This window comes from Janthinobacterium tructae, from assembly GCF_006517255.1.
Taxonomy (GTDB): Bacteria; Pseudomonadota; Gammaproteobacteria; order Burkholderiales; family Burkholderiaceae_D; genus Janthinobacterium; species Janthinobacterium tructae.
In genome coordinates, this window is sequence record NZ_CP041185.1 from 914,911 (window position 1) to 939,543 (window position 24,633).

At 60.5% G+C, this 24,633-nt stretch carries 15 protein-coding genes; 8 read left to right on the forward strand and 7 right to left on the reverse strand.

Features of this window, described 5'->3' with window-relative positions:
* Nucleotides 1–23: 23 nt before the first annotated feature.
* Nucleotides 24–3,596, forward strand: a complete 3,573-nt coding sequence (locus tag FJQ89_RS03990) for a hydantoinase B/oxoprolinase family protein (protein ID WP_141169136.1) — start codon at nucleotides 24–26, stop codon at nucleotides 3,594–3,596.
* Here the strand turns inward: FJQ89_RS03990 and FJQ89_RS03995 are convergent.
* Complete coding sequence (locus tag FJQ89_RS03995; protein ID WP_168208358.1) at nucleotides 3,578–4,540, reverse strand: AraC family transcriptional regulator; 963 nt, start codon at nucleotides 4,538–4,540, stop codon at nucleotides 3,578–3,580. The genes FJQ89_RS03990 and FJQ89_RS03995 overlap by 19 nt on opposite strands.
* A gap of 172 nt (nucleotides 4,541–4,712) precedes the next feature.
* Between FJQ89_RS03995 and FJQ89_RS04000 the strand changes: the two genes are divergently transcribed.
* From FJQ89_RS04000 to FJQ89_RS04010, 3 genes are all read left to right on the forward strand, one after another.
* Nucleotides 4,713–5,759, forward strand: coding sequence for an NAD(P)-dependent alcohol dehydrogenase (locus FJQ89_RS04000; RefSeq protein ID WP_141169137.1), 1,047 nt, complete (start codon nucleotides 4,713–4,715; stop codon nucleotides 5,757–5,759).
* Between the two features lie 308 nt (nucleotides 5,760–6,067).
* Entirely contained in the window at nucleotides 6,068–8,494 is a 2,427-nt protein-coding gene (locus FJQ89_RS04005) for a membrane-bound PQQ-dependent dehydrogenase, glucose/quinate/shikimate family (protein WP_141169138.1), read from the forward strand.
* A gap of 11 nt (nucleotides 8,495–8,505) precedes the next feature.
* Nucleotides 8,506–9,147 (forward strand): TetR/AcrR family transcriptional regulator, encoded by a 642-nt coding sequence (locus tag FJQ89_RS04010; protein ID WP_141169139.1) that lies wholly within the window; start codon nucleotides 8,506–8,508, stop codon nucleotides 9,145–9,147.
* Between the two features lie 621 nt (nucleotides 9,148–9,768).
* Here FJQ89_RS04010 and FJQ89_RS04015 read toward each other — a convergent pair.
* Together FJQ89_RS04015 and FJQ89_RS04020 are read right to left on the reverse strand one after the other, a co-directional pair.
* Complete coding sequence (locus FJQ89_RS04015; RefSeq protein ID WP_141169140.1) at nucleotides 9,769–10,068, reverse strand: hypothetical protein; 300 nt, start codon at nucleotides 10,066–10,068, stop codon at nucleotides 9,769–9,771.
* A 55-nt stretch (nucleotides 10,069–10,123) separates the two neighbouring features.
* Nucleotides 10,124–10,480, reverse strand: coding sequence for a hypothetical protein (locus FJQ89_RS04020; RefSeq protein ID WP_141169141.1), 357 nt, complete (start codon nucleotides 10,478–10,480; stop codon nucleotides 10,124–10,126).
* A gap of 1,332 nt (nucleotides 10,481–11,812) precedes the next feature.
* Between FJQ89_RS04020 and FJQ89_RS04030 the strand changes: the two genes are divergently transcribed.
* Both FJQ89_RS04030 and FJQ89_RS04035 read left to right on the forward strand, forming a co-directional pair.
* Nucleotides 11,813–12,322 (forward strand): MarR family winged helix-turn-helix transcriptional regulator, encoded by a 510-nt coding sequence (locus tag FJQ89_RS04030; RefSeq protein WP_141169142.1) that lies wholly within the window; start codon nucleotides 11,813–11,815, stop codon nucleotides 12,320–12,322.
* Between the two features lie 63 nt (nucleotides 12,323–12,385).
* Nucleotides 12,386–13,480, forward strand: a complete 1,095-nt coding sequence (locus tag FJQ89_RS04035) for a S41 family peptidase (protein WP_141169143.1) — start codon at nucleotides 12,386–12,388, stop codon at nucleotides 13,478–13,480.
* A gap of 68 nt (nucleotides 13,481–13,548) precedes the next feature.
* Here the strand turns inward: FJQ89_RS04035 and FJQ89_RS04040 are convergent, their stop codons facing one another.
* Nucleotides 13,549–14,670, reverse strand: a complete 1,122-nt coding sequence (locus FJQ89_RS04040; protein ID WP_243136407.1) for a GGDEF domain-containing protein — start codon at nucleotides 14,668–14,670, stop codon at nucleotides 13,549–13,551.
* Nucleotides 14,671–15,020: 350 nt separating this feature from the next.
* Entirely contained in the window at nucleotides 15,021–16,646 is a 1,626-nt protein-coding gene (locus tag FJQ89_RS04045) for a response regulator (RefSeq protein ID WP_141169145.1), read from the reverse strand.
* Nucleotides 16,647–16,996: 350 nt separating this feature from the next.
* Here FJQ89_RS04045 and FJQ89_RS04050 point away from each other — a divergent pair, with 350 nt between their 5' ends.
* Together FJQ89_RS04050 and purL are read left to right on the forward strand one after the other, a co-directional pair.
* Nucleotides 16,997–18,064 carry a GGDEF domain-containing protein gene (locus FJQ89_RS04050; RefSeq protein ID WP_168208360.1) on the forward strand — a complete coding sequence of 356 codons (1,068 nt, stop codon included), beginning with the start codon at nucleotides 16,997–16,999 and terminating at the stop codon, nucleotides 18,062–18,064.
* A gap of 190 nt (nucleotides 18,065–18,254) precedes the next feature.
* A complete protein-coding gene (purL, locus tag FJQ89_RS04055; RefSeq protein WP_141169147.1) occupies nucleotides 18,255–22,292 on the forward strand; it encodes a phosphoribosylformylglycinamidine synthase in 4,038 nt (1,345 codons plus the stop codon).
* A 103-nt stretch (nucleotides 22,293–22,395) separates the two neighbouring features.
* Here the strand turns inward: purL and FJQ89_RS04060 are convergent, their stop codons facing one another.
* The gene (locus tag FJQ89_RS04060; protein ID WP_141169148.1) at nucleotides 22,396–23,541 is read right to left on the reverse strand and encodes a DUF3800 domain-containing protein; all 1,146 of its coding nucleotides are present in this window, start codon (nucleotides 23,539–23,541) and stop codon (nucleotides 22,396–22,398) included.
* Between the two features lie 44 nt (nucleotides 23,542–23,585).
* A complete protein-coding gene (locus FJQ89_RS04065) occupies nucleotides 23,586–24,428 on the reverse strand; it encodes a lipid II flippase family protein (protein ID WP_243136408.1) in 843 nt (280 codons plus the stop codon).
* Nucleotides 24,429–24,633: the final 205 nt, after the last annotated feature.

Consider the following 24,633-nt stretch of genomic DNA (forward strand, 5'->3'; position numbering starts at 1 on the left):
ACACAGGCACGGGGGGCAGGACGATGGATTGGCAATTCTGGATCGACCGGGGCGGCACCTTTACGGACATCGTGGCGCGCCGTCCTGACGGCAGCCTGGCCACCTACAAGCTGCTGTCGGAGAACCCGGGCCAGTACCGCGACGCGGCGCTGGCCGGCATGCGCCGGCTGATGGGCATTGCAGCCGGCGCGCCGCTGCCCGTGGATCAGGTGGGCGCCATCAAGATGGGCACGACGGTGGCCACCAATGCGCTGCTCGAACGCAAGGGCGAGCCCACCGTGCTGGCCATCACGCGCGGTTTTCGCGACGCCTTGCGGATCGCCTACCAGAACCGCCCGCAGCTGTTCGCGCGCCAGATCATCTTGCCGGAACTGCTGTACGGCGAGGTGATCGACATCGATGAAAGGATGGGCGCGCATGGCGAGGTGGTCACGCCGCTCGACGAGTCGGCTGCGCGTACGGCGCTGGCACAGGCGCATGCGCGCGGTGTGCGCGCCATCGCCATCGTGCTGATGCACGGCTACCGCTACCACGCGCACGAGGCGCGGGTGGCGCAGCTGGCGCGCGAAGCCGGTTTTACGCAGGTCTCCGTGTCGCACGAGGTCAGCCCCATGATGAAATTGGTGGCGCGCGGCGACACCACGGTGGTCGACGCCTATCTGTCGCCGATTCTGCGCCGCTACGTCGACCAGCTGGCGATGGAGCTGCCCGGCGTGCACCTGCAATTCATGCAGTCGAACGGCGGCTTGACCGATGCGCGCGCCTTCCAGGGCAAGGACAGCATTTTGTCCGGCCCCGCCGGCGGCATCGTCGGCATGGTGCGCGCCAGCGCGCTGGCCGGTTTCGATAAAGTCATCGGCTTCGACATGGGCGGCACCTCGACGGACGTGTCGCATTACGCGGGCGAATTCGAACGCGTGTTCGAGACGCAGATCGCCGGCGTGCGCATGCGCGCGCCCATGATGAGCATCCACACGGTGGCCGCCGGCGGCGGCTCGATCCTGCACTTCGACGGCGCCCGCTACAAGGTGGGGCCGGACAGCGCGGGCGCCAACCCCGGCCCCGCCAGCTACCGGCGCGGCGGCCCGCTGGCCGTCACCGACTGCAACGTCATGCTGGGCAAGCTGCAGCCAGCCTTCTTCCCCCGCGTTTTCGGCCCCGACGCCGACGAAGCGCTGGACGCGGCCACCGTGCGCGCCCAGTTCGAAGCGCTGGCCCGCACGGTAGATAGCACGCCGGAACAGGTGGCCGAAGGCTATGTCGCCATCGCCGTGGGGAACATGGCCAACGCCATCAAGCAGATTTCCGTGCAGCGCGGTCATGACGTCACCGAATATACGCTTACCAGCTTTGGCGGCGCGGGTGGCCAGCATGCCTGCCTGGTGGCCGACGCGCTGGGCATGCGCACGGTCTTCATCCATAGCCTGGCGGGCGTGATGTCGGCCTACGGCATGGGACTGGCCGACCAGAGCGCCATGCGCGAGCAGGCCGTCGAGGCGGCACTGGGCGCGGATCTGGCCGCCGATTTTGTGCAACTGGGCGAGCTGGCGCGGGGCGACTTGCTGCGCCAGGGCGTGGAGCTTGACCGCATCGCACTGGTGCAGCGCGTGCACCTGCGCTATGAGGGCACGGATACTGCCCTCGTCGTGCTGTTCGATACGCTAACGGGCATGCAGGCGCAGTTCGAAGCGGCGTACAAAAAGCGCTTTTCCTTTTTGATGCCGGCGCGCGCCTTGATCGTCGAAGCCATTTCCGTGGAAGCCATCGGCGCGTCCGACGCGCCGGCAGTAGCCACGCCGGCCCATGCGCCACGTGCGGGCGCGCTGGCGCCTTTGGCGACGGTGGCCATGTACTGCGCCGGCGCGTGGCGCGACAGCGGCCTGTATGGCGCGGATAGCCTGCGTCCCGGCGACGCCATCGATGGCCCGGCCATCGTCAGCGATGCCAACGCCACCACCGTGATCGAGCCGGGCTGGCGCGCGGACGTGACGGCGCACGGCCATCTGATCTTGCGCAGAGTCGTCGCCTTGCCGGAGCGGCGCGCCATCGGGACGGATGCCGACCCCGTGATGCTGGAAATCTTCAATAACCTCTTCATGTCGATTGCCGAGCAAATGGGCCTGCGCCTGCAAAATACGGCCCATTCCGTCAACATCAAGGAGCGGCTCGATTTCAGCTGCGCCATCTTCGACGCGCAAGGCCAGTTGATCGCGAATGCGCCGCACATGCCCGTGCACCTCGGTTCCATGGGCGAGAGTATCCGCACCGTCATGACGCGCAACGCGGGCGCCATGCGGCCCGGCGACGTTTTCATGCTGAACGATCCGTATCACGGCGGCACGCATCTGCCCGACGTGACGGTGATTTCACCCGTCTTCGATGCAGCGGGCGTGGCCATCCTGTTTTACGTGGGTTCGCGCGGCCATCATGCCGATATCGGCGGTACGACACCGGGCTCGATGCCGCCCGATTCGACGCGCATCGAGGAAGAGGGCGTGTTGATCGACAATTTCAAGCTGGTCGACGGCGCCACTGGCGTGATGCGCGAAGACGCAACCCTGGCCCTGCTGGCGGGCGCCAGCTGGCCGGCGCGTAAGCCGCAGCAGAATTTGGCCGACCTGCGCGCCCAGGTGGCGGCCAACCAGAAGGGGGCCGAAGAACTGCACAAGATGGTCGCGCATTTCGGTTTGCCGGTCGTGCAAGCCTACATGGGCCACGTGCAGGACAATGCCGAGGAAGCCGTGCGCCGGGTCATCACGACCCTGAAAGATGGCAGCTACGCTTTGGCGCTGGACAACGGCGCGCAGATCCAGGTGGCGATCAGGGTCGACGTGGCGGCACGCAGCGCCACCATCGACTTTACGGGCACGTCCGCCCAGCTGCCGAACAACTTCAACGCGCCGTCCGCCGTCTGCATGGCGGCCGTGCTGTACGTGTTCCGTACCCTGGTCGACGACGACATTCCCCTGAACGCGGGCTGCCTGAAGCCTTTGAGCGTGATCATCCCGCCCGGCTCCATGCTCAATCCGCAGTACCCGGCCTCGGTCGTCTCGGGCAATGTGGAAACCTCGACCTGTATCACCAACGCCCTGTATGGCGCGCTGGGGGCGATGGCCGCTTCGCAGGGGACGATGAACAATTTCACGTTCGGCAGCGAAAAGTACCAGTATTACGAGACGATATCGGGCGGCTCGGGCGCCGGTCCCGGCTTCGACGGCACGGATGTGGTGCAGACGAACATGACCAATTCGCGCCTGACCGACCCGGAAATTCTGGAATGGCGCTTCCCCGTGCGGCTGGACAGCTACAGCATCCGCGCCGGTTCGGGCGGGGCGGGGCGCTGGCACGGCGGCAATGGCGGCGTGCGCCGGGTGCGCTTTTTGGCGCCGATGACGGCGGCGATCCTGTCGAACAACCGTATCCATCCTCCTTTCGGCATGGACGGCGGCGCGCCGGGCGCGCTGGGACGCAACTATGTGGAGCGGGCGGACGGCACGGTGGAGCATCTGGCGCATATCGGCAAGACCGAGATGCAAGCAGGCGACCTCTTTGTCATCGAAACGCCGGGCGGTGGCGGTTACGGTAAAACGGAATAGGCCGTGCCGCCATTGGCGCCGCTCAGTTGCGCGCGCACCTGGCCCACGTCGCGCATGGGCGCGCGGCCAAACTGGCGGCTGTATTCGCGGCTGAACTGCGATTCGCTGGCGTAGCCAACCCGGTAGCCGGCCGTGCCGGCGTCGATCTGCTCGACCAACATGAGGCGCCGCGCTTCCTGCAGGCGCAGCAGCTTCTGGTACTGCATCGGCGTCATCGCCGTAATCGCCTTGAAGTGGTGGTGCAGCGACGACATGCTCATGTTCGCCATGCCGGCCAGGTGCTCGATGCGCAGCGGCTGCGCGTAATGGTGCTTGATCCAGTCGATGGCTTGCCCCACCTGGTGCGACTGGCTGCTGGCCAGCGCCATGTGGCGCAGGCGCGCGCCGACGGGGCCATTGAGCAGGCGGTAGGTCAGTTCGCGGCGGATCAAGGGCGCCAGCGCGGCGATTTCCCCCGGTTTGTCGAGCAGGCGCACGAGGCGCAGCATGGCATCGAGCAGCTCGGGCGAGACGTCGCTGACGGATATGCCGCGCGTGGCGGGCAGGATTTTCTGCTGCGCGCTGCCAGCTGCGCCGCTGGTGCTTTCACTGTCGAGCAGCGCCGCCACGTCGGCGATGTCGATGCCCAGCACCACGCATAAATGCGGCTGTTCTTCGCTCGCTTGCGCCACGCGCACCTGCACCGGCAGGTCGACGGAGGTCAGCAGATACTGCATGCGGCTGTAATGGAAGGTTTCCGTGCCCAATGTGACGTCTTTCGCCCCCTGCGCGATGATGGCCACGCTGGGGCGCGCCGCATGGAACAGCGATTCCGTGACCGAGGACTGGCGGTGAAACGTCAGGTTGCCGATGGCCGTGGCGTAGTCGCCATTGCGCGGCGCGTGGCGGCTGATCAGGGCGGCGATTTCATCTTGCGGGGGGATCTGTGTGGACAGGGTGGACATGTGGGCCAGTATGCGTCAGGTAGGGAAGGGCAGGGCTCGATCTTACGCAGATTTGGAGGATCGTGCAAAGGTCTTGCAGGATCGCGGTAACGGCTGGCGGGCTTCTCGGGCACACTTGTGCAATCGCATGCAAGGCACGCGCTTCTCTCGCAACACTACTCAAGGAGTTTTCATGACCACCATCGCCAAAGGCTACGCCGCACTGGGCCCGACTTCCGCACTGCAACCGTTCACGTTCGAGCGCCGCGCCCCGCGCGAAGACGACGTGGCCATCTCGATCAAATACTGTGGCGTATGCCATTCCGACATCCACCAGGCGCGCGATGAATGGGGCGGCGCCGCCTTCCCGATGGTGCCCGGCCATGAAATCGCCGGCGTCGTCACGGCCGTTGGCGCCAATGTGACCAAGTTCAAGGTGGGCGACCACGTGGGCGTGGGCTGCTTCGTCGACTCGTGCACCACCTGCAAGACGCGCAACGTGGACCTGGAACAGTACATGCCTGGCCTGATCCAGACCTACAATGGCGTCGAAGCCGATGGCAAGACGGCCACGCAGGGCGGCTACTCGGACAGCATCGTCGTCAAGGAAGGCTATGTGCTGTCGATTCCCGACAACCTGCCGCTGGACGCCGCCGCGCCGCTGCTGTGCGCCGGCATCACCCTGTATTCGCCGCTGAACCACTGGAAAGCCGGCCCTGGCAAGCAGGTCGCCATCCTGGGCATGGGTGGCCTGGGCCACATGGGCGTCAAGATTGCCCACGCCATGGGCGCTGAAGTGACGGTGCTGAGCCAGACCCTGTCGAAGCGCGAAGACGGCCTGCGCCTGGGCGCGAACCACTACTACGCCACCAACGACGCGGAAACGTTTACAAAGCTGGCTGGCACCTTTGATTTGATCATCTGCACCGTGGGTGCGTCCATCGACTGGAACCAGTACATCAACCTGTTGAAAGTCGATGGCAGCATGGTCATCGTCGGCATCCCCGACGGCGCCGTGCCGCCGATCAGCGCCTTCGGCCTGGTGGGCGCGCGCCGCAGCCTGTCCGGCTCCATGATCGGTTCGATCAAGGAAACCCAGGAAATGCTGGATTTCTGCGGCAAGCACAATATTGTGTCGGACATCGAGATCATCCGCATCCAGGATATCAATGAGGCGTTTGAGCGCGTAGTGAAGAGCGATGTGCGCTATCGCTTCGTGATCGACATGGCCTCTTTGTAACGCTCGAGAAAAAGCCCAGGGCGTTGTTGCCGCGTCTCGCCGTACATTCGTACTGTCTTCGACGCGGCGCCTAGCCCTGGGCTTTTTCGAGCGTTCCATGAACGCTACCCGAAAAGCCAGGACCGGATTCGGTTCGCCAGACTTTCCTCATCCCCGCCAAAAATCAAGCTCCCGCGTCAATTTTTCTTTCCTTGCGTCAAAAATCGGCATAAAATGAAACCGTACAGTACAGTTTTACTACGTAGATTTAAAAAAATCAGCCATCCCCGGCCTGCTGGCCTGGGCAGGGGAGGCGTCATGGATAAAAAATGGACACTACAACAAAGAATGGAGCGGCGGCGATCCCGGCGGTCTCCAGGGGCAAGCGCATTGCGCTGGCGGTTTTCGGCATTTTCCTTATATTTTCCGGCCTCACCCTGGCGGCGGGCGGCATCGAACTGATCACCCTCGGCGGTTCCTGGTACTACCTGCCGGCCGGACTCGGCCTGATATTGTCTGGCGCGCTGTATTTGCGCCGCAAACCGATGACCAGTGCCGTCATCGCCGCGCTGGTCATCGCCACCCTGGTCTGGGCCGTGTGGGAAATCGGGTTCGCGTTCTGGCCCATGGTGCCGCGCCTGGCGCCGTTCCTCGTCATCGGCCTGCTGGCCGCCTTGCTGCATCCATGGCTGACGGGGCCTAGGCACACGGGGCAGTCGCGCGGTTTCGCCGCGCTGCTTGCCGTCGTGCTGGCAGCCGGTTTCGCCTCCATGTTCAAGCCGCATGGCGTGCTGGATGCCACCGCGCAGCCGCAGCAGGATGCCGTGACGGCCATCAATGACGGCAGCGCCAACTGGGCGCATTACGGCTATGGGCCGAAGGGCACGCGCTTCGCGCCGTACACGCAGATCGACAAGGCCAATGTCGACCAGTTGCAGGTGGCCTGGAGCTACCGCACGGGCGAGGTGGCCGAAGGCGCGTCCGAAGCGCAGAATACGCCGCTGCAGATCGGCGACACCATCTATACATGCACGCCGACCAGCAAAGTGATTGCGCTCGACGCGGATACGGGCAAGCAGCGCTGGAGCTTCGACCCGAAGCCGGCCAACATCAAGACCTGGAACCGCTGCCGGGGCGTCGGCTACTATGAGCCGGCGAAAGTGACAAAACCGTTCCAGTTCGAGGGCATGCAGGCGGCCAGAGCGCCGGTGGCGGGCGTGTGCGCCAAGCGCATCGTGCAAGTGACCATGGATGCGCGCCTGATCGAGATCGATGCGCAGACTGGCAAGCAGTGCGAGCGTTTCGGCGACAAGGGCTCCGTCGACCTGACGGTCGGCCTGGGCAAGGTCAAGATGAATGTACCGTACTACGCCTACACGTCGGCGCCCACAGTGGCGCGCAACCTGATCATCCTTGGCGGCTGGGTCTTTGACGGCCGCTCCACCGATGAACCATCGGGCGTCGTGCGCGCCTACAGCGCCGACACGGGGGAACTGGTGTGGGCCTGGGACCTGGGCAATCCGGCCATCACCAAGCTGCCGCCGGAAGGGCAGACCTACACGCGCAGTACGCCGAACATGTGGTCGGCGCCCGCTTTTGATGATGCACTGGGCCTGGTGTACCTGCCGACGGGGAATGAGCAACCCGACTTCTGGGGCGGCAAGCGTCCGCCGCTGACGGAAAAATACGCGTCGGCCATCGTCGCCCTCGACATGGCCACGGGCCGCGAACGCTGGACATATCAAACCGTCCACCACGATATCTGGGATTACGACGTCGCCGCGCAGCCGGCCCTGTACGATGTCCCGGACGGCAAGGGCGGCACAATCCCCGCGCTGGTGCAGCTGACCAAGCGTGGCCAGATCTTCATGCTGGACCGCCGCACGGGCAAACCGATTGCCGATGTGGTGGAAAAAGCCGTGCCGCAGGAGCACGCGGCCGGCGACTGGGTGTCAAAAACGCAGCCATACTCCACCGGCATGCCGGCCCTCGGTGCGGATACGCTGACGGAGCGCGACATGTGGGGCGCCACCTTCTTCGACCAGCTGGCGTGCCGCATCAGCTTCCGCAAGCTCAATTACCAGGGCGAGTTCACGGCGCCCAGCACCCGCGAAACGCTGATTTACCCGGGCTACTACGGTGGCTTCAACTGGGGCGGCGCGGCCGTCGATGAAAGCAATGGCTATATGTTCGTCAACGACATCCGCATGCCGCAAGTGGTCAAGCTGGTGCCGCGCGAAACGGTGGACGTGGCCAAGCTGACGGCTGGCCACGGCGTGGGCAGCACCTATCCGATGGACGGCACGCCGTTCGTCATCGACCACAAGGCCTTCAATTCGCCGCTGGGCATTCCCTGCCAAAGCCCGCCCTGGGGCGTGTTTGCCGCCATCGACCTGAAAACCCGCACGAAAGTGTGGGAGCGTCCGGCCGGCACGGTGCAGGACGCCGTCATCCACGGCGTGCGCGCGCGCCTGCCCATCCCGCTGGGCATGCCGACCCTGGGCGGCGGCATGAGCACGGCGTCAGGCCTGGTGTTTTATGCGGGCACGCAGGATTACTATCTGCGCGCCATGGATATCGCCACGGGCCGTGAAGTGTGGAAAGCGCGCATGCCCGTCGGTTCGCAAGGCACGCCGATGACGTATGTGTCGCCCAGGTCGGGCCGCCAGTACGTCGTGGTGGTGGCGGGCGGCGCCCGCCAGAGTCCGGACCGGGGAGATTACGTGATAGCATACGCGCTTCCCAAGACACAGTAAGAGTTTGCTTCATGTCCCAGTTGCGCACCGTTCGAGCTTCCCCGAGTACCCGAAGCGAGGAGCGGCGGCGCAAGCTGCTGGTGGCGGCAGCGGATCTCTTTCTCGCCTCCGGCTACGATGGCGTCAGCATGGACGCCATCGTGGCCGTGGCGGGCGGCTCGAAAGCCACCGCCTACCGCTACTTCGGCAGCAAGCAGGAGCTGCTGGTGGCGGTGGTCGAATATCTGTGCGCCGACTTCATCATCGCGCTGCGCCAGCTCGATACCTCGCAAGTCGGCCTGGAACAGGGCTTGCAGCTGATCCTCGATGAACTGGTGGCCGTCGTCACCAGTCCCCGCCACGTGGATTTCTACCGCCTCGTCGTCACGGGCGCCGCCGCCGTGCCGGCCGTGGGCCTGACCTGGTACGAGCACGGCCCGCAAGTGTGGCACGCATTGATTCTGCGTCTGCTGGAGCAGCAGCGCGCCCAAGGCCGCATCGCGCCCGATACTTCGTTTTCCAACCTGCCGCAGATCCTGTTCGATGCTGTCTTCTCGCACCTGACCACGCGCACCGTCATGCTGGGGCAGGGCGGCGATGCAGCCACGTTCCGGCCGTTGATTGCGGAGTTGATTGAACTGGTGGTGGCGAGGGTGGCGCGTAGGTCGGATTAGGTCCGGTAGGGCCGTAATCCGACTGTGCTGAAAGCCATCGGCAGCATTGCTTTAGCCGTGGCATTAGTCCTGCCAGGAAAACCTGCGCCATCTTATCCCTGGCCGTCGTGTACGTCTGCTTTCGCCCCATAGCGGACTCACAGGGCATAGATGACCAAAGTAGTCGTGACCTGCGCTGTGCGGCTTTATCGCCCAGCGTACAGTGTGTGCAGGACACGTGGTCGACCGCCGGGTTAACGCCCCCCCTATCATTTACTTTTTGGGGGATTGCTAGATTTGCTAGGTTTGAGGGATGGTGTATTCCCTGGTGTGGTTTTGTTATCACGGCGGCGCTGATCCGGCTGCCCTGTTGATTTTGCTATCGGCTTTGGTCCTGGTTTAAGCGCCATGAATGCTCTCCTTTGTGGCTCAAAAATTACAGTTTGTGCTTACATTCCAACGTAAAGCGGACCTCAAAATGACGCCTTTGAGATTTCCAGTATGACGCAATAACACACTTTAAGCTAGCTTCACTGGGCTTAACTGGACTGTCGTGAACTTTAGGCGTCCCAATGTCATGAGTATTGTCTGCTTATGGCCGATTGAAGACTTCGCATCGCTTCCAGCAAGCGGCCAAAGCGATTAATCGAGCCACACAATGGTTCTGCCCACGCCTGGCATGGATTCCGCTGCCGCAATGGCTTCCTGAATTGAGTCCCCACCACCGCTCCCTGCGTTAAAGACACCTCGCGAAGTCGTACTGCCCCATTGCACGCCGAAAAAATCGCCAACCTGGTCGTCGGCCAATTGCGGCGGGTCTTCCCAATCACCCGAGCCGGGGCTAATTGTACTGTAGACAATTCGCACATCGCACAGCACTGTATCGTCGTACAAAAAGGTTCCGGTCTTAACGACCGTTTCGTTTGAATCGAACAAAAACATATATCCGCTCCATTAGATTTCCCCAAGACCACTGTCTGCTCCTGGCCGGTTGGAGTCACTCTGCTGATGTCATTGGGGCTTCACGGAGTATGAACCTGCTCGCCATCTGGTTCCAGCTAGCAGCCCGCCCTTGAAGAAATAACAGCTGTCCATACTCATCCATATTTGAATCTCGGTGAGTTAAGCGTAGCCATTTTTCATAAAATACGTCAAAGTCTTCCTGAGTCATTTGAGGTAAAAACTTATCGGAATAATCAAAGAGGGCAAGGAACTCAGTGTTAGGCCGCAACGATATTGAGCGCAATGGTTCAATGCCGAGCAAACCCATCAGCAACTCCAATTCGTCGTCACTGGCGAGCATAACCGAGAAAAACTCGGCACAGGCCGCCGCCATTAAGGCTTCAATCGACAAAGACGCTGTTGCACTTGGTTCGTTTGACGATGCGAATAGATAGCTTTGAATTCTCGCCTCCACTACAGTTGAGATGATATCGACGTCCAGTAGTCCGTCTGCTTCTGGCCGTTCGCGGCCCAAACTTAACCCGAAAATATTTGTTCTTTAAACACCGTGAACTTGGTCTCTCCAGCTACCGACTCTATGGACCAAGGCTTATCAGTGCTCACCCGTACCAGGCTTCGTCCCAGTTCATCAGCCCATTCCTCTTCAATGACGCAGGCGATGTGCCCGGGGTGGGGGTAATGGCTCCCGGACATTCGTTCCCCAATTCCTATGACGGGCTCTTTTTCTACGAATTCATGTCGTACGCCGTCGGAATCGGTAAGCACGCATCCTACCCATACCGGAAAGTGGTCGTCAACAACACGCTCTATCTGCACTACCAAACTAATCATTGGCCGTATCCGCGTCTATAAACCTATTTTGTTCAGTGTCCGCTTCTGGCCGGTAGCGGCACCAGAGCATAGCGGATTGCTAAGCAGAAAAACTCACAAATTGTCACGCTGCCGCGAATGACCGCTCCTGGCCGGCAGCAGGCGGTGTAGGTCAGGCTTCCAGAGGCTTGCCGTCGATGAGTACGCGAAATCGCTCACCTGAAAACCCCGCCCGGTGGCTACCGTAAATGGCCTTTCCGATAGACTCATACCATTTGGAATCGGTGGCCTCGACAGAAACGGTCATCCGGGTTTTCGGCACCGATTTTCTCAAGAGCTTCCGCGACCTCACTTGTTGAGCGTAGTTTGACACCATTCAAGTCTACGCCGTCATTGTCGGAAATCCGCAATACAACTAGCTTTTCCAAATCGATGCTCCAAAAATAAAAGAGGTGATGCTTCAGTTCTTACATGGGCGAACGGCGGCGGATGGCCGGCTGCTACCATTGGCAATTCAGCTCGGCGGGTCACTCCGCAAGATGCAACACTCTACCCTAAACGCAGGCAAGCCAGGCACCTGCCAGGCTCAGCAAAGGGGACTTCGTCACCGTACTGCGCAAGCTGCTGCAAAAAGAAGGAAAGGCCGGCAAGGCCAGCGTGGACGTACGCGCTGCGAACCTGCACACCGAAGTTGGCGTTTATCCGGCGCGCGGCCACTCGATGCCGACCTGTCGCACGGTGATGTATGAAGAGATGCCGCCGGATGGCGAGATACTGCTGACGCCACCCGGCGGCAGGGGACCTACGCTGCTGGTACGGTATAAATTACCGCGCTGAAAATCGCGAATCACAAGTTTTCAAATATGGAACATTTTTATATAAGCTCTTATGTAAATGGTGCTACCATGGCTACATGAAACTTGGACTCGGCACACAATTACGACATCTCATCGAACTGCTGGACGGCGCGGTCGAGCAGGCCTACGTGGAAGCGGGGCTCGATTACCGGCCCCGCTACACGCCGGTGATGCGCGTGCTGGCCGAGCAGCCGAGTGCGACCATTGGGGAGCTGGCGGCCGTGGCCGGCCTCACGCAGCCCGCCGCGACGCAGACAGTGGCCTTGATGGTGAAGAAGGGCCTGCTGACGGTGGCCGCCGGCGGCGAAGACGGCAGGCAGCGCGTGGTGCGCCTCAGCGCCGCAGGCGCAGCGATGCTGCCGCGCCTGCGGGTGTGCTGGCTAGCGACCAAATCCGCGGCCGACAGCCTCGATGCGGAACTGGCGTTTCCCTTGTCCACCTGCCTCGCACAGGCGATCGCCGTACTCGAGACGCGCTCCTTCGGCGCGCGCATCCGCGACGGCAGGCCGCTCCCGGATACCCGCTCTGACGCAGGCACGGCAACCCCTGACGCTAAATCCGAATGATGTCGCCACGCACACTTTTTCACACAACAATCAATCGCTTCGTAGTCCAAGTTGGAGGAATGTATGTCAGGTAGAAAGAAGTTTGTCTCGGCAGTCGTGCTGAGCAGCATGTTGTCGTTTTCCGCCTTTGCGGCGGAGGATACTCCGTTGAACGCGTCCGCCCGCGCTGCGATCGTGCAGACACTGGTGACGAAAATGAATGCGAACTACATCGAGCCAGCGGTGGCTGAACGGGTCGGCAGTGCGATCGCCAGGAAAAATACCGAAGGAGGTTATGCGAGCGCCGCCAGCGTGAAGGCGTTCAGCGAGGCGCTGGCGAAGGACTTGCGCGAATTGAGCGGCGACTTGCATTTCGGCGCCGCGTTTTATGAAGGTCTTCGCGAGCGCAGCGCCACCCCCGAACTGCCCAGCCGGGCCAAGATGGAAGAATGGCGCGAGCAGACCGCGCGGCGAGGCTATGACATCGAGAAGATCGAACGCCTTCCCGGCAACATCGGCTATATCGAGCTGCGCGGCTTCGGCGGCCCGGAATTCGTCGGCGCGGCGTACACGGCGGCGATGTCGCTCATGGCGGGGACGGATGCGCTGATCCTCGACCTGCGCCGTAACGGCGGCGGCAGCCCGGCCAGCGTGGCTTACCTGATGAGTCATTTCTTTCCGCTCGGCGACGAGCGCCACCTGATCGACATGTACGACCGCCCGACAGGTGCGACGCGGCAGTTCTGGACCGTGAAGACGATCGCACAGCGTTACGACAAGCCCGTGTACGTGCTGACCTCGGCCCGCACGTTTTCCGGCGGCGAGGATTTTTCCTATGGCATCCAGGCGCAGAAGCGCGGCACGGTGGTCGGAGAAACCACCGGCGGCGGTTCCAATCCCGTGAGCTGGTTCAACGTGGGACAGGACATCATAGTCGCGATCCCGACCGCGCGCGCGACCAATGCCGTCACCAAAACCAACTGGGAGCACGTCGGCGTGAAACCGGACATCGCCGTGCCGGCTGCGCAGGCGCTGCAGACGGCGCACGTCGCCATCCTGCGCATGCTGGCGTCATCGGCCAAGGAGGGCAACGAGCGCAAGGAACTGCAGCGCGTGCTTGTGATGGCTGAGAAAGGGGAGTCCGAGAAGCCGGTCTACACGCTCAGAGGCGAGCGTTAATCGAAGCTGTGCGGCTTGCCTTCGCGCCGGGCCTGCCAGCAAACTGTGCAGACATAAAAGCTGCCGATTTATGCGCAGAGCATTTCCGAGCTGGCAAGCGTGCAGCCACGCCCCTGCGACTTGGCTTTGTAGAGGGCGACGTCGGCACGCTGAAGCATATTCTCCATGGTGTCGGTATTGTGCATGCGCATGGCGATGCCTCCGCTGTAAGAGAGTTCAAAACCCAGTTCCTTGAGCGAATGCCGCGCCAGCCACTGCCGCAGGCGTTCGTCGTACGCCATGATCGACGCAAAGTCGGCACAGTTGAGTAGCACACAGAATTCCTCGCCGCCGTAGCGGCAGAAGAGATCGCCGACACGGCTGACAGCCCGTAAGCCGGCGACGAAAACTTGCAGCGCCCTGTCGCCGCCGGCATGGCCATGCTGGTCGTTGATTTGCTTGAAATAGTCGAGGTCAAGCATTAACACGCCGAGCGGCTGCTTGTATCGCAAACTGCTGGCAAGGTCGATCTCGGACTTCAATACCCAGGCGCGGCGGTTCAAAGCGCCGGTCAGACCGTCCAGCGTCGCCAACCGTTCCAGTTCCCGGGCTGCCTCGTCGCGGTGTGCCAGAAGAATGGCCACCACCGACATCATCATCATCGAGTTCGATGACAAGGCAAACACGCGGTTGATCAGATACGGTCCAAAAAAATTCGGAAACTCGGCGGTGTAGAACGCGCCCAGCACGGCGCGGCCGGCAAGTACCAGCATCTGAACTGTCAGGCAGATGATTAATAGCCAACGCCAGCGTCCGACCGCCAACTGTGGCTTACGGCACAAGGGAACTATGATGGTTGCAATCTGTAATGCCAGCAGGCCATTCGCCCAGCCCACCCTGAACGGATAGTTGGAAAAGCCGATGCTGTAACCTACTGTCATCAGTATGGCGATGGCGGCCGGAGCGCGAGCACTCGCCTTGCGGCCGTACCACAATTGAAAGGCCATGGCGTTGAATACCATGCCGCCCGAGACGCTGCCCATTGCCATCGTTGACAGCAGGTGGTCGGCCCAGCCGCCCCGTTCAAAGGTGTTTGAGCACAGCAGGAAAACCCACCCCAACGTTTGCAGTATGATACCGGTCTGTGCATACCGTGCAGCACGGTTCACACGCCCCATGAAATAGGGTAGCGCCACGGCCATGATCGACATGTTTAGTGTCATGCCAAAGAATAGGGTCGATACATCCGTTATAGCCACTATCGCACTTTCAAAATAAGCCAGGAAACGGCATTATCCCAATAAACCTGCACGCAGATGGAAAATCGATACTAACTCGGCTGCTCCCGGCCGGCTGCCGTCGCCGGGAGTGTTCGCGCCGAAGCAGACGTCTCCGAAAATCGGTTTCGGGAAAGTGCGCCTATGCGTAGATCGCACGCACCCGCATTACGTTCACACATGGCATCGCGACTGTCGATGAAGCTGGTCTTGCCGAGACGCGGAAAAACAACCGTCATTCCGCCAGGCAGGTCCTCAATAAGTGCAACGACGAAAATCGTTAACTAGGTCGCGATACCGTATTTGTGTTGCGTGGCTTCGTATTGCTGCTTGAGCGATTCCAGCTGCGGATGCCTTGGATCGATCTTGCGGATCACCTGCATCTGGTGCTGCGCCTGTTCGGCCAGCTGGGCTTCCCAGCCCAGCATGTTGAGCTGGCGCAGGATAGCGTCGACGGAGGCAAACAGCACGGGCAGGTTGCCCGGCGTCTTGCGCAGGGCCTGGCGCAGCACGAAGACGGCGCCCTTGAGCTCGCCGCTTTCCGACTTGCTGGCCGCTTCCTGCATCAGTTCCTGCACCTGGTACGTGATCTGCTGGCCCATGCCTTGCGCCAGGTCATGCCGGCCCGCTTTTTCAAACACGTCGACGGCCGCTTCCATCGTCACGTCGCTGTCGGCTTCGTTGACGAGTTTCATCATGACCTCGGAGGCGGCCTGCTCCAGGTTGTTTTTCAGGCAGCTTTGCACCAGGCCTACCTTCAGCTGCGTCGACAGGCCGCGCGCCGTGTCCAGGGCGGCGGCGGCCAGGTGCAGTTCGGCGGCGGCGGCGATGTCGTTGCCCGACAATTCATGCAGCATGGCGGCCGAGATGGCGCGGCACGCTTCCACGTTGGCGCTGCCCCGCAGGGAGCGTTCCATATCGCGCAGCACGCCGCTCGCCTGCGGCGCATCGCCCTTTTTTACCAGCGTTTTCACCAGGTTGACGTGGTCTTCCGGGTCGCGGAATTCCGAGTACTTGGCTTTGCTCACCACCTGCTTGTAGGCCCGTTCGGCCGCGCCGATATCGCCCGTGTCGTAGGCGATGCCGCCCAGGTGGCGCAGGCGGGCCACCATGTGCGGCGAGATGGCCACCGCGTCTTCGAGGACGTTCTTCGCCTGTATCTGCTGGCCCATGGCTTCATGGTTTTGCGCCAGCAAATCGTAGGCGGCCATGAAGCGGGGATAAGTTTCCACCAGTTGCAGCAGCGCCTCCTGCGCCTCTTCATGGCGCTGCTGTTCGAACAGGGTGCGCGCCAGTCCCAGGTGTGCCCAGGCCATGGGCCGCGTGGCCAGCATGTCGGCGTACAGCTGTTCCGCTTCCTTCCATTCATCGAGGGCAATGTGCAGCTCGGCGCGCAGGCGGGTGAAATCGGCCGCCAGGCGCGGGTGCTGCAGTTCGGCCGCGCGGCAGCTTTTCACGGCTTCGCGCAAGTCGCCTTTGTCGATCAGCTGATAGGTAGGCAGGAAAATGGCGCGCCGTTCGATGGCGCGCGCGATGCGTCCGCTCAGTACATCGACGGTAAACGGTTTTAATATGTAGTCGGACGGGGTCAGTTCGGCCGCGCTGATCACCTTGCTGTGGATGGCTTCGGAGGTCAGCATGATGAAGATCGTCCACAGGCCGATCAGCTTGTGGTGCCGCAAGTCTTCCAGCAATTGCTGGCCATCCTGGCCGTCCGTGCCACTACCAAGATCGTATTCGCACAGGATGATGTCGAACGGTTTCTTCATCAGCAAGCGGATGGCCGTACCGGAATTGACGGCATATTCCACCTTGCTGATGGCCGCCTGGTTCAGCATATTGTGCAGATTGCCCCGCATGCTGGGGTTCGGGTCGACGATCAGGACAGATAAGTCGCTAGTTTCTGGCATTGTTCAGCTCTCGTTCATCTGTTCGGTCATTTGCGGGAACTCTTCTTATAGGTATCTGTCTGGCAGTAATATTTCCTATCAGCATACTGCAAAGCCGGTCGACACTGCCAGCAAAATGCATGCAATCGGGTGCGCCGCGCGAGGGCAGGGACGCCCGGTGCCGTCCGGCGTTGTATTTCATGACGCGGGGGCCATCGCGGCGGTACCCGCGCCTGTTTTTCCGTCCATTCCTTGACTGGCATGATAGTATTTTAAAAATGCAACACTTGTTGCATGCCGCGCCATGCCGCGGCCAGGCATGCGCAAGGCTTTACCGGGCGCTTTATCTCTCTCTGGTGTCGATACCCGTCATGCGCGTTCCTGATCTGTCTACCTTGCGGCGCGTTGCCGTTCCGCTTGCATTTGGCGGCAACAGCGAACAGCAGCATACCTATTTTGCGGAGTTGCACCGGGTCGGCCTCGTCACGCAAGTGATGGGCATCATTGCCTACAGCCTGACCTGGCTGATGATGCCCGATCCCTATCATCCGAACCTGTTGCACGCCGTGCTGGCGCTGCTGGGCATGCTGGTCAGCCTGGTGGCGCGCTACCGCTGCACCACCTTGCCCGTGCTGACCATTTCCGGCGCCTGCGCCGTGCTGGCCCTGACTTTCGGCCTGCGCACCATGGCCGACGCCGTCCAGCACGCCAGCTTCTGGGTCTTGCCCGTGGGCGTCTTCATGACCCTGGCCATCGCCTCCATCTTCAATGGCGGCCTCAGCTACCTTGCCGTGGTGGCCGGCATCTGGTGGAACGTGGGTCACGGCCTGTACCCCGTCAACGCGGGCCTGCCCGACCAATCCTGGGTGTCATTGATGATCGCCGTCAGCGTGCTGTTCGGTCTGGCGCTGAATGTCAGCTTCAGTTTATTGCGGTTGCGCAACTATCACTCCAAGGTGGAATTGACGCGGCTGGCCTTCCAGGACAGCCTGACGGGCTTGAACAACCGCCGCATGTTCACGCAGCGCGCCCAGCAGATGCATGGCGCGGCCCATGGCGGCATGCTGCATTTCCTGATGATCGACATCGACGATTTCAAGATCATCAACGACCAGCAGGGGCACGATGCAGGCGACGAGGTGCTGGTGCGCACGGCCGCCATCATCGCGGACAAGGCGCAAGGCCATCTGTGCGGGCGCCTGGGCGGCGAAGAGTTCGGCATCGTGTATGCGGGCAGCCGCGAAGAGGCGCGCGCCTTTGCCGGTGGTCTGGTCGAGGCCGTCAGCCAGGCTTTCCATGCGACACAGTTCGTGTCGATCAGCGTGGGCGTGGTCGAGCTGGACCGGGGCAAAGAGCTGAGCCACAGCTACCGGCTGGCCGACGAAGCGTTGTACCTGGCCAAGCGCCAGGGCAAGAACCGCTATGTGTTCGCCGGATGATTGCCTGAGGGTGTTGTTGGCGTGTCAAAAACTGCCGCTGTGCTGGGCAAAAGGGGGGCAAAACCGCAAGTTCCGGTCATAAGGCAGGGGCAAAACGGGTATAATGCGCGCAAAGGAAATTTGCCGTACGAAAGATATTGTCATACCTACCTTTAACCCGCAGCCACGCTGCATCAACCACCTTCCAATCATGTTGATACTGCCGGGTTCCAATGCCCTGTCCCATTTCCGTAGCCACCGTCTGTTAAGCCAACTGCAAGTCGTCTCGCCTGCGATTGTTGCCGTACAAGCACGCTATGTCCATTTCATCGATGCCAGCGCGCCTCTCACCGACGACGACAGTACGCGCCTTGGCGCCTTGCTGACGTACGGCGAGCCGGCCCAGGCTGACAATACGGAAGGCGCTGCCGAAGAATTCTTCGTCATCCCCCGTTTCGGCACGATCTCGCCGTGGGCCTCGAAAGCCACCGACATCGCGCACAACTGCGGCATGGCGCACATCAAGCGCGTCGAACGCGGCATCGCTTTCCGCATCAACCTGAAATCGGGCATCCTGGGCAGCGCGATTGGCGCCGGCAAATTGACGGACGAGCAGGTACAGGCCGTGGCCGACCTGCTGCACGACCGCATGACGGAATCCGTGCTGCGCAGCGCAGACGACGCCAAGGACTTGTTCCGCACCCTGGAAGCGCGTCCGCTCGAATCGATCGACTTGCTGGGGCAGGGCAAGCGCGCGCTGGAAACGGCGAACACGGAACTGGGCCTGGCGATGTCGGAAGACGAAATCGACTACCTGGACGCCGCCTTCACCAAGGCCGGCCGCAACCCGACGGACGTGGAACTGATGATGTTCGCGCAGGCGAACAGCGAACATTGCCGCCACAAGATCTTCAACGCTGACTGGACCATCGACGGCGTGGCGCAGCCAAAATCCTTGTTCGGCATGATCAAGAACACGCACGAACTGCAGCCGAAGGGCACCGTCGTCGCCTACAGCGACAACTCGTCCATCATGGAAGGCGCCACCGTGTCGCGCTTCTACCCGCGCGGTGACAGCCACGAATACGCGGCGTCGACCGAACTGACGCACACGCTGATGAAGGTGGAGACGCATAACCACCCGACGGCCATCTCCCCATTCCCGGGCGCCTCCACGGGCGCGGGCGGCGAGATCCGCGACGAAGGCGCAACGGGCCGCGGCGCCAAGCCAAAAGCTGGCCTGACCGGTTTCACCGTCTCGAACCTGTCGCTGCCGGACGCCGTGCGCAGCTGGGAAACGGCCGCTTCCGTGACGGCGCCGCTGGCATCGCGCTCTGATGCGGAGCAATACGGCAAACCGGAACGCATCGCTTCGCCGCTGCAAATCATGATCGACGGCCCACTGGGCGGCGCCGCGTTCTCGAACGAATTTGGCCGTCCGGTACTGGGCGGCTACTTCCGCACGTATGAACAGAACGTCGGCGTCGACAGCGATGCCGTGTTCGGCTACCACAAGCCGATCATGATCGCGGGCGGCATCGGCAATATCTCGGCGCAGCACACGCACAAGAACGACATCCCCGTCGGCAGCCTGCTGGTGCAGCTCGGTGGCCCGGGCATGCGCATCGGCATGGGCGGCAGCGCCGCCTCGTCGATGACCACCGGCAGCAACACGGCCGACCTGGACTTCGATTCCGTCCAGCGCGGCAATCCGGAAATGGAACGCCGCGCCCAGGAAGTCATCAACGCCTGCTGGCAAATGGGCGCAGACAATCCGATCATCTCGATCCACGACGTGGGTGCGGGCGGCTTGTCGAACGCTTTCCCGGAAATCACCAACGACGCCAAGCGCGGCGCGATTTTCGACTTGCGCAAGATGCCGCTGGAAGAATCGGGCATGGCGCCGAAGGAAATCTGGAGCAATGAGTCGCAGGAACGCTACGTTCTGGCCATCGCGCCGGAAAGCCTGCCACTGTTCAAAGCCATGTGCGAACGCGAACGCTGTCTGTTCGCCGCCGTGGGCGTGGCCACCGAAGAACGTCAACTCAAATTGATCGACCCGGAACTGGGCAACGAGCCGGTCGACATGCCGATGGATGTCTTGCTGGGCAAACCGCCGAAGATGCAGCGCGACGTGGTCCACGTGGCCAACGATTTCCCGGCGATTGACCTGACGGGCATGGACTTGAAGGACGTGGCGCAAAAAGTGCTGCTGCTGCCGACCGTGGCCGACAAATCCTTCCTCATCACTATCGGCGACCGCAGCGTGGGCGGCATGACCGTGCGCGACCAGATGGTGGGACCATGGCAAGTGCCGGTGGCCGATTGCGCCGTCACCACCATGAGCTTCGAAGGTTATCTGGGCGAAGCGATGGCCATGGGCGAACGCACGCCGCTGGCCGTGATCGACGCCGCCGCCTCGGGCCGCATGGCCGTGGGCGAAGCCGTCACCAACATCGCCGCCGCGGCGATTGCCGACATTTCCGACATCAAGCTGTCCGCCAACTGGATGGCCGCCTGCGGCCAGCCTGGCCAGGATGCGGCCCTGTACGACACGGTGAAAGCCGTCGGCATGGACCTGTGCCCGGCGCTGGGCATCAGCATCCCCGTCGGCAAGGATTCGCTGTCGATGCGCACGACGTGGAAAGACGAGAGCACGGGCGCGGCGAAATCCGTCACGTCGCCGGTGTCGCTGATCGTCTCCTCGTTCGCACCAGTGACCGACGTGCGCAAGTCGCTCACGCCGCAGCTGAAAACCGACAAGGGCGACACGTCATTGATCCTGATCGACCTGGGTCGCGGCAAAAACCGCTTGGGCGCTTCGGCGCTGGCGCAAGTCATGGGCCAATTGGGTAATGAAACGCCGGACGTGGACAGCGCGGAAGACCTGAAAGGCTTCTTCGCCGCCATTCAAAAGCTCAATAGCGACGACAAGCTGCTGGCCTACCATGACCGTTCGGACGGCGGCCTGTACGCCACCCTGACGGAAATGGCCTTCGCCGGCCACACGGGCATGTCCGTCAACCTGGACATGCTGACCATGGAAGGCGAGCATTCGAGCGACTGGGGCGACGCCAAGAACTGGACCGGCCAGGTAGCGGAACGCCGCAACGAACTGACCCTGCGTGCCCTGTTCAGCGAAGAACTGGGCGCCGTCATCCAGGTGCGCGCGGAAGAAAAGTCGCTCGTCATGGACGTGCTGCGCACGTTTAATTTGGGCGCCTGCAGCCATATCATCGGCAAATTGAACGACCGCGACGTCATCGAATTCACGCGCGACGCCAAGTTGATTTACACCCAGCCGCGCGCCGAACTGCACCGCCTGTGGAGCGAAACGAGCTGGCGCATCGCCCGCCTGCGCGACAACCCGGCTTGCGCCGAGGCCGAATACGACCGCCTGCTGGACGTGCAAGATCCGGGCATGTCGCCGATCGTCACGTTTGACCAGAACGAGAACATCGCCGCGCCATTCATCGCCACCGGCGTGCGTCCGCGTGTCGCCATCCTGCGCGAGCAGGGCGTCAACTCGCACATCGAGACGGCCTACGTGATGCACCAGGCAGGCTTTGCCGCTGTTGACGTGCACATGAGCGACCTGATTGCGGGCCGTGTCAAGCTGGACGACTTCCAGGGCGTCATCGCCGTGGGCGGTTTCTCCTACGGCGACGTGCTGGGCGCCGGCGAAGGCTGGGCGAAAACCATCCTTTTCAACGCCAGCCTGGCGGAACAGTTCGCGCGCTTCTTCAACCGTACGGACAGCTTTGGCCTGGGTATCTGCAACGGCTGCCAGATGATGAGCAATCTGAAATCGATCATCCCCGGCGCCCACGCCTGGCCCAAGTTCACGCGCAACAAGTCGGAGAAATTCGAAGGCCGCTTTGCCATGGTCGAAGTGATGGACTCCCCATCGATCTTCTTCAACGGCATGGCCGGTACGCAAGCCGGCATCGCCATCGCCCACGGCGAAGGCTACGCCGACTTCTCGCAAACGGGCGACATCACCCAGGTCAGCAAAGCCATGCGTTTTGTGGACAACAAGGGCGCCGCTACCGAAGCGTACCCGTATAACCCGAACGGCTCGCCGGAAGGCATCACCTCCGTCACCACGCCAGACGGCCGCTTCACCGTGCTGATGCCGCACGCTGAACGCGTGTTCCGCTCGGTTCAGCAGTCGTATCACCCTGAAGCATGGGGCGAGGACTCGCCGTGGATGCGCATGTTCAGGAATGCACGGAAGTTTGTGGGGTAATTTTTTTATCTGCGGCGCGGCGTCTTTGTTCAAGGCGCTGCTGCTGGGGTGGGAATGAGAAAGCCGCTGTCGGGAGACAGCGGCTTTTGTTTTTTAAAATATCTCATTTCATGTTTTTAATAATAAATTGCAAACTCTGAAATCGTTGTTCATTAAGGAATTTTATTTCACCTATACTTCCAAGGTCAAAAATCTCGTCAGCTTTTTTTAGGCGACTAAGTAAAGGTATTGCAATCCCATCTACCAAATCTGCAAAAACTATCATGTCGGCATAACTAGATGGTATTTTGTAGCCCTTAGTCGAGCTGGCTATTACAACATTATGATCTCTAAGTTTTGCAATTATATTTGAGCGTAGATACTGCTTAGTGATCTCATGAAATCCTTGATTTTTTAAATGTTCAAGAATTTCATTTGTTGATGTGAATATTTTTTCAGAGGGGAATCTGGCGCAAAAAAGTAAGTAGCTTAGCGTTGCGTATTGAATTTCTATTTCCGGGTCTGACGAATTAAAATTATTCCTTAAAAATTCAGATGCTCTAAGAAGTGAGATGTTGGAAATTTTCGAGTCAATGTCAGCGGATGAGTTGTTGGCTGCTAGATCTGTTTCGAATTTTGGTGGCCACTCATCTATCCTTATTCTTCTATTTTGAATGAAGCTTAGGAAGCTGTTTCGTACGTTTCCAGAAACTTTTTCCTCGTATAGTTTTGCGGTGGTGCCAACCAAAAAATCAGCAAGCTGAACTAATATTTGGGTTCTGCTATCCACAATCTCAATTTTTGATTCGAAAAAAAGATCGGGAATATGATTTTTGGCAATGTAATTTTTAAAGCCGTTAATGAAATCTGAACCCCCGTGGCCATCAGAATAAATCGTTATATTTTTTACTGATTTGAAAAGCTGATTGTATAGGAGTCCATTTATGAATTTAATGAAGGTTTTTTTGTATTGCAACCCGCTATCTTTTATTATTCGTGATTTGTCTACGCAAACTGCATAAAACCTGAAATTCAAGGGTGATATTTCATTGATTATTTTCAGTCTTTTTCTGTTGCTTAGTTTGTTTGATTTAATTTCGCTGGAGTTGAAATGTTTTATTCTAATTTTTTCCATCGATGCTTCAAGTTCCGATCTTTCTTCGGTCGGAATTATTACTGCTAGTACTATAAAGTAATTTGACGCACCATCCTTCTCGGTTGCTAAATCGTGGTTTCCGGATTCATCGACGAAGGCAACGTAATCGCTCATTGGTAGTCCATTTTAAGTTTGTACTTTTGGATATTCTTGAATATTCACAACCCCTTCGCCACCCCCACAATCACCACCGCCGACGGCACCAGCAAAAATTGCGCAATCAGCGTCCCCGCCAATCTGCTTCCCACCAGCCACACCACCGCGCGTCGGAATTGCGATTCTTCGATCTTGCCTTCGATGACGTCATCCGTCATGCCCGACACCACGTGCCGATGAAGACGGCCATCATGATGGTGGCGCCGCCGTTGATGATCGATGAAAGCGTGCTGGAGGTGACGCGCACGCTGGGATCCAGCACGCCCGCGTACCGCGCCGCGGTGTAAGGTGGACAACGATGCGCCCACCGTCCACAGGGCCGTGGCGATGACGATGGAGACGGAGATGCCCGATTTTTGGCGCAGGCCCGTGACGTTGGCGGGCTTGGGCAGGCTGGAGGAGGTCTTGAGGTAGGACAAGCCGCCCTTGAAGACGGTGTGCAACAGCAGTTTCGGCACCGACCTGTGTACCTGGAAGTGCTCGACTGCGCGGCAGAAGGCGCGCTGGAAGGTGGGGATAAGGATTGCGCCCAGTATCGTCGCCAGGCTGGCGGAGAATAGCAGCCAGCGGAAGTCTACCAATAGCGTGCTGGCGGCAACATGCTGGTCTATGCCTGTCTCGACTCGCTTGGCGAGGAATGGTCCCAGGAATGAGTTCGACGTCCGCGACAGCAGCATCAGAATGCTGAACAGGGCCAGCGACACGGCGATGCGCCGCGTGCGGATGCCGGCGATGCGCACGGAATAGGCGAGGGTGCCGATAATGTGGATGATGAACGTCAGTGCGCAAATCAACAGCAATTGCTTGTCCATCACAACCTTGCAGTAAAGAAAATGTAATTCCATGCTGCCATGGAGTTACTTATTTTTCAACTGCGAATATGACAATTTTCAAGTTAATTCGTTTTCGTCGTGTGTTTGTATGCAGTTGGCAGTTTTTCACCCCAAGGCAGAAACTGGGGTCAGACCCCGGCCCTTGCTCTGGGTTTGGCGATGCTTTCATAGGAGGCAAGGCTCGTTCCCGCCGCTTGCATTTCAGACATGTGCCCTC

Coding starts and splice junctions, on each gene's coding strand:
- FJQ89_RS03990 (WP_141169136.1), top strand. CDS start 24: ATGGATTGGCAATTCTGGATCGACCGGGGCGGCACCTTTACGGACATC.
- FJQ89_RS03995 (WP_168208358.1), bottom strand. CDS start 4,540: ATGTCCACCCTGTCCACACAGATCCCCCCGCAAGATGAAATCGCCGCC.
- FJQ89_RS04000 (WP_141169137.1), top strand. CDS start 4,713: ATGACCACCATCGCCAAAGGCTACGCCGCACTGGGCCCGACTTCCGCA.
- FJQ89_RS04005 (WP_141169138.1), top strand. CDS start 6,068: ATGGACACTACAACAAAGAATGGAGCGGCGGCGATCCCGGCGGTCTCC.
- FJQ89_RS04010 (WP_141169139.1), top strand. CDS start 8,506: ATGTCCCAGTTGCGCACCGTTCGAGCTTCCCCGAGTACCCGAAGCGAG.
- FJQ89_RS04015 (WP_141169140.1), bottom strand. CDS start 10,068: ATGTTTTTGTTCGATTCAAACGAAACGGTCGTTAAGACCGGAACCTTT.
- FJQ89_RS04030 (WP_141169142.1), top strand. CDS start 11,813: ATGAAACTTGGACTCGGCACACAATTACGACATCTCATCGAACTGCTG.
- FJQ89_RS04035 (WP_141169143.1), top strand. CDS start 12,386: ATGTCAGGTAGAAAGAAGTTTGTCTCGGCAGTCGTGCTGAGCAGCATG.
- FJQ89_RS04040 (WP_243136407.1), bottom strand. CDS start 14,670: ATGTCGATCATGGCCGTGGCGCTACCCTATTTCATGGGGCGTGTGAAC.
- FJQ89_RS04045 (WP_141169145.1), bottom strand. CDS start 16,646: ATGCCAGAAACTAGCGACTTATCTGTCCTGATCGTCGACCCGAACCCC.
- FJQ89_RS04050 (WP_168208360.1), top strand. CDS start 16,997: ATGCGCGTTCCTGATCTGTCTACCTTGCGGCGCGTTGCCGTTCCGCTT.
- purL (WP_141169147.1), top strand. CDS start 18,255: ATGTTGATACTGCCGGGTTCCAATGCCCTGTCCCATTTCCGTAGCCAC.
- FJQ89_RS04060 (WP_141169148.1), bottom strand. CDS start 23,541: ATGAGCGATTACGTTGCCTTCGTCGATGAATCCGGAAACCACGATTTA.
- FJQ89_RS04065 (WP_243136408.1), bottom strand. CDS start 24,428: ATGGAATTACATTTTCTTTACTGCAAGGTTGTGATGGACAAGCAATTG.